Consider the following 4,704-nt stretch of genomic DNA (forward strand, 5'->3'; position numbering starts at 1 on the left):
ACGTCAAGGTTGCGTTCCTCGTGTCCAACCAGGCCAACGAGTCGCAAGCTTTCTCGGCGAAGGAATTCGTCAAGTACGGCCCCGACTACGGCTTCGACGTCGCGACGTTTGACGCCAAGGGCGATACTCAGGCTGAGTCGCAGATCGTCACCAACGCTATCGCTCAAAAGTTCAAGGGAATGGGCTGTTCGCCTGCCCCCACTCGATTTGGCTGTAGGCGACATGGCCGAATAGCGCCGCAATCTCGGGCTCCAGGCGAACAGCCCATTCCCTTGAACTCTCTCCAGTCGAATCGTCCTTCCAAAAAAAATCCCGGATCAGCGAGCCTGCATACCCGCGTTTGTCGCCCCGCACTTCAAGGCCAGTGGCCTTGAGCCTAGCAACGGTATCACGCAGGCGCGTGTATGACCGAACGTTCGGGTTCCATTTTAGCGCCTTAAGCATCGCGTGTGCCGTGAACCTCACTGGGGTACCGAGTGGCACGAGGCGGGCGAGGTGCACGATCTGGAGGAAGACGTCCTGATCGTCCTGGCGGAGTTCTTCGCCGGTGTAGCGGATTTCGATGCCGGAAAGCGTGGCGACAACGGTATTTCGAAGGAAGCTGCGTTTGATACGGACGTTTCCGACCGTGAACAGCGCTCCGCGAACAAGGTCGTTGGGAACCCCACGGCGCTGGTCGGGCCACAGCGGTAGTTGGACCAGGTTGTTTAAGTCTGTATCCGGTTGGGGACGGCTTTGAAAAGTCTTCGGAGCCCGCTCAGCGATCCGTTGCTCCAAGCGGGACAAAGTCTTGGCGAGGCTTGCTCCGCGACTTTGGTCGGTGTCGTCGATGACGCTTGGATCTGAAGACATGGGTTCCGTACTTGTGGATTGCGGTCGCTAAACAGGTCTTGAAGTTAGCGGACCGGATACAAAAACAAGAATGTAGTCAGAGCGTAGGGAGATAAACAGAATCTAAGATGTGGGAAAATGATAGTTGACCCTGGCTGAAAAAGCAATACAGTGTTATTTTTGCTCTACACACTACTGTGTTGGTCAAAAATTTAGCGGGGTGCCTCGTGCACGTGATTGCAGTTGTCCAAAATAAAGGCGGCGTAGGGAAGACGACTGTCACGCGGGTTCTAGCCGAGTATTTTGCCCGGAGAGGTCGCCGGGTGTTGGCTGTTGATCTGGACGCCCAATGCAACCTGTCTCGTCGGTTCGTTGATATGGAGTATGACGCGGCGGACCCGGACGGCGTTCTTCCTCCGCTCCATCCGATGTTTCATGACGACGATAGCGGTTGGTCTGGCCGCAGTTCCAGTGCGGACATTTACTTCAACGGCGAGGTCTACCCGTATCATACACGGATCGACGGGTTGGATGCGTTGCCTGGGCATGGTCCGCGGTTGCGCGAGATTGAGCTTGTCAGAGTCGATGATGTGCGGGAGCGCGTTCACGATCGGCTCTACGCCTTCCTGTCGTTGGAGGAGGTCCGCCAGTCCTACGATATTGTCTTAGTGGATACTGCGCCAGCTAAGGGGCCTCTAACAATTAGCGCCATGCGGGCTGCTACTCATGTAATCATCCCGACGACGCTCGAGCCGCAGCCCATTGAGGGTCTTTTTGGCATGCTGCAGCTTTGGAGGCAAGAGATGCACAGCCGCGATGCCGGACGGGCGCCGCTCAAGATCGCCGCAATCCAGCCGAATCTGTTCCGCAAGGTTGCCTTGCATGAAGGAATCTTGGATTCGCTACGCAAGGATGCTGCGGTGGCTAGTCTCCTGTCTCCGGTTATTCTTCACCAGCGGATCGCGTTTGCGGAGTCCGACCATGCGGAAGCGCGACCGAAGAGTATTTTTGACCTTGCGGAAAGGGACCCAGCGCGCCAAGAGGCGATTGAGATGTGCGAGTACGTCGAAAGATCTCTGAGTGGATTGGGAGTGGCATGAGCATGGCGAACCCTCCCAAGAAATTTCGATTCGGGTCCTCCGCAATTACTGACGCCATTGGGGACACCGTGCGGCGCGGCAGTGCTGAGGCGGGCGCCTTTCATGTAGATACGCTGGATGTCGAGAAGATCGAACCTGATCCCGATAACCCTAGGCAGTTGTTACTTAGTGAAGAGGAGTTTGCCTGGTTGCTGGATGCTGAGGCGGTCACTGGTGCTAGGGTGTCGGATGCGGAGTCGCCCAGGCTAAAAGTCCTTTTACGTCTGAGAGATTTGGCTGATTCCATGTTGGAGAGCGGCGTCCTCCAGCCGATCCGCGTATTTCGGCACGGTAACATGTACCGCATCGCCTACGGAGAGCGGCGATATTGGGCGGCACGTTTGGCGGGTATGAAGCACCTTCCTGCGTGGATCTCTGATCAGCGGCCGGCGCGAATTCGGACGCTGCAGCTTGTCGAAAATATGCATCGGGATGACCTGGATCTGGCTGCGCGTATGCGTAATGTCATGGGTGTCCTCGAAGAGCTCTCCGAGGAAGGGGACGCGACCGGTGAGCGGTTAGGTAACCTATTGGGAATGGCGGAACGCAGTGCCAGGCGATACCTCCAAGTGGCGCGGGGCCCGGCCGATGTGCTCCGAGCGGTTTTTGCTGGAACCATTAAGGATCTCCTGGTGGCAGCATCGGCGTCGGCGATTCAAGACGACGAGCAACGCAGCTTGGTTCTGACGTTGCTTGCAAAGGGATTGACTTTGGAGCGGGCGCTTGCGGAGCTGGAGAAGGTGCGGAAGCCAACTGCGGAGCGGATGCGTGGGCGCCCCGTAACCAAGGTGACTCTGGGAGCGACGGCAAAGGCGGGAGTTGTACGGGAGATCATGCAGATTATCTTGGGTGAGGACCATCTGCCGCAACTTGAATGGTCGGATTACCGAGCTGTGTCGAAGGCATGGAAGGAGTTTCTGGTTGAGATGGAGAAGCGCGTGTGAAGACGACGGTGCGAATGACGCGTGTCATGCGAGACGGACTTCGGGATGTAGCGACCAAAGAGTACGGTGGTAAAGGGAAGAGCCGTTGGGTGCGGGAAGCTTTGCGGGATCTCAACGAGACGGATCCCGCGCTGACGACCGTAGGAGTAGGGGAGAGTACCTTCGTGCCGGAATGTTCGGACCAAGTACTGCTTGGGTCGAGTGAAAGCGATCTATTGGATGAGCTGGTTGCGCGCATACGACGACAGGACCCCCTGGCAGAGGGGGTGCAGTCGCAAATTCTCCGTGCAGCCATCCGCAGGCGTCTGCAGCGGTCAACTTGACCGTTCGCAAGAAAAGTAACGTAAGCATCAGAAAGAAATAAGAAATATAGCTCCTGAATTTCTGAAATAAATCGCGTTCTTGTGACTACTTAGATCCCGCGGAGCCGCCTCGCTGGTCTTTCTTGAGTACCTGGCGTTGAAGCGGAAAATTGCGACTAAGGAACCCCCGTCTGACTTGACGTCTCTGAGCACTACTGAGAAAGACGCCCAGGTCGGGAAGTTGTGGGTGCGCGTCGCCGCGCTGACTGCGACGGTGGCGGATCTGCAAGGTCGTCTGGCAAAGAAAAAGCGCGAACTCCAGCAAGTCACCTGGTCGTCGGACGGGTTGAACAAACCCAAGTGGAAGTGCCTGCGCCTAGTGGGCAATAAGCTGATGGGAGGCCAAGAGGGCCACACCGTTCATAATCTGAAGCGCGTGGCGCAGTCTGATCTGATGGAAACTCATGCCGCCGCTGCGATGCGAGGTCACCGAGCACTAGGGCTCAAAGCCGAGTGCAGTTGCGGGAAAGTCCATCCGGGCGTATTTCCCGCCGCAGTGCCGGTGCAGTACGGGGCGCGCAGGAAGGACTCGGTTGTGTAGTTTACCTACCGCCACATGTTGCCGTTGGCACCCACTGGTGAGTTTAAGGGGGGATCTGTGCGGCCTGCCGATGTCTGACGCCACGGTGCTGGCAATTCAGGCCAAGGGGGCCTGTGCTGTTGGTCCCGACCGTGGCAGCGATGGGCGAGGTCATCACGCGCGCCTCGGTCGCTCAACCCGAGGAAACCGGCATGTACAGGGCCGGTAAACACCACTGGATTCTCCCGCTGCTGACGTGGCACGGCGCGTACCCCAATCGGGGCAAGAAGGCGTTCGCCGCCTTCGGACTGCTAATCGTGTTTGCAGTGCCCTGGTCTCCGACGGCTGGAAGCCGTATCAGGAACTCGCGTGCAAGCACGGCCCATGTAACATCCACCCCCTGCGCGAACCGACCAACGTCTTCGAGTAGCTGGGGCAAGCTTGGGCCAAGTGCCTGGTCGATCAGCAACTCGCCGCCTGCCACGAGGTCGCCGCGGTCGGTCCGCCGCGCCCAGCCGGGCGCATCGCACACGATCGCGTGGCATATGACCAGATTTCTGCCACCGGCGAAGTGCCCAATCCGCGCGTGCCCCTCAGGCGAAGCAGAGCAATGCGCTCAATATCATTGATCGCTTGTGTCTATCGGCGACGATGTCTGGCGACCTCTTCACCAACAACCTCGGTGTTAGCGGCTGTCAAAAGGCGCGGAAAAATGGCGAACGCAGCGGAGGATAGTCGGGGGCCATGGCGTCAGGGGGGCGCTCACTGAGGAGCGCCCGGGCGGGACGGATCAGAACGGATCGCTGGGATCGCCGGGGTCGAAGAGGTCGGGTTGGGCGTGGCGTTCTTGGGTGACATAGTTTTCGGCTTGGAAGTCCTGGATGCGCAGCCCATAGCGCGCCCAGATG

At 58.3% G+C, this 4,704-nt stretch carries 4 protein-coding genes; 3 read left to right on the top strand and 1 reads right to left on the bottom strand.

Translation table 11 applies throughout. The features are described 5' to 3' along the window. Window positions 1–171: 171 nt before the first annotated feature. Window positions 172–852, bottom strand: a complete 681-nt coding sequence (gene trfA, locus QZY44_RS35780; protein WP_365304365.1) for a plasmid replication initiator TrfA — start codon at window positions 850–852, stop codon at window positions 172–174. Between the two features lie 212 nt (window positions 853–1,064). On the opposite strand from trfA, the gene QZY44_RS14135 reads away from it, so the two are divergent. The 3 genes from QZY44_RS14135 to QZY44_RS14145 all read left to right on the top strand — a co-directional run bounded on the left by QZY44_RS14135 (window position 1,065) and on the right by QZY44_RS14145 (window position 3,817). Then, a complete protein-coding gene (locus QZY44_RS14135; RefSeq protein ID WP_295447260.1) occupies window positions 1,065–1,931 on the top strand; it encodes a ParA family protein in 867 nt (288 codons plus the stop codon). Beyond that, window positions 1,928–2,914, top strand: coding sequence for a ParB/RepB/Spo0J family partition protein (locus tag QZY44_RS14140; RefSeq protein WP_295447262.1), 987 nt, complete (start codon window positions 1,928–1,930; stop codon window positions 2,912–2,914). Before QZY44_RS14135 ends, QZY44_RS14140 begins: the two co-directional genes overlap by 4 nt. 549 nt (window positions 2,915–3,463) lie before the next feature. Beyond that, entirely contained in the window at window positions 3,464–3,817 is a 354-nt protein-coding gene (locus QZY44_RS14145) for a hypothetical protein (protein WP_295447263.1), read from the top strand. The last annotated feature ends 887 nt before the right edge of the window (window positions 3,818–4,704 follow it).

Origin of the sequence: uncultured Thiodictyon sp. (genome assembly GCA_903837595.1) — a bacterium.
GTDB lineage: Bacteria > Pseudomonadota > Gammaproteobacteria > Chromatiales > Chromatiaceae > Thiodictyon.

Excerpts from the sequence above, each read along its gene's own strand:
- trfA (WP_365304365.1), bottom strand. The coding sequence starts at position 852 with ATGTCTTCAGATCCAAGCGTCATCGACGACACCGACCAAAGTCGCGGA.
- QZY44_RS14140 (WP_295447262.1), top strand. The coding sequence starts at position 1,928 with ATGAGCATGGCGAACCCTCCCAAGAAATTTCGATTCGGGTCCTCCGCA.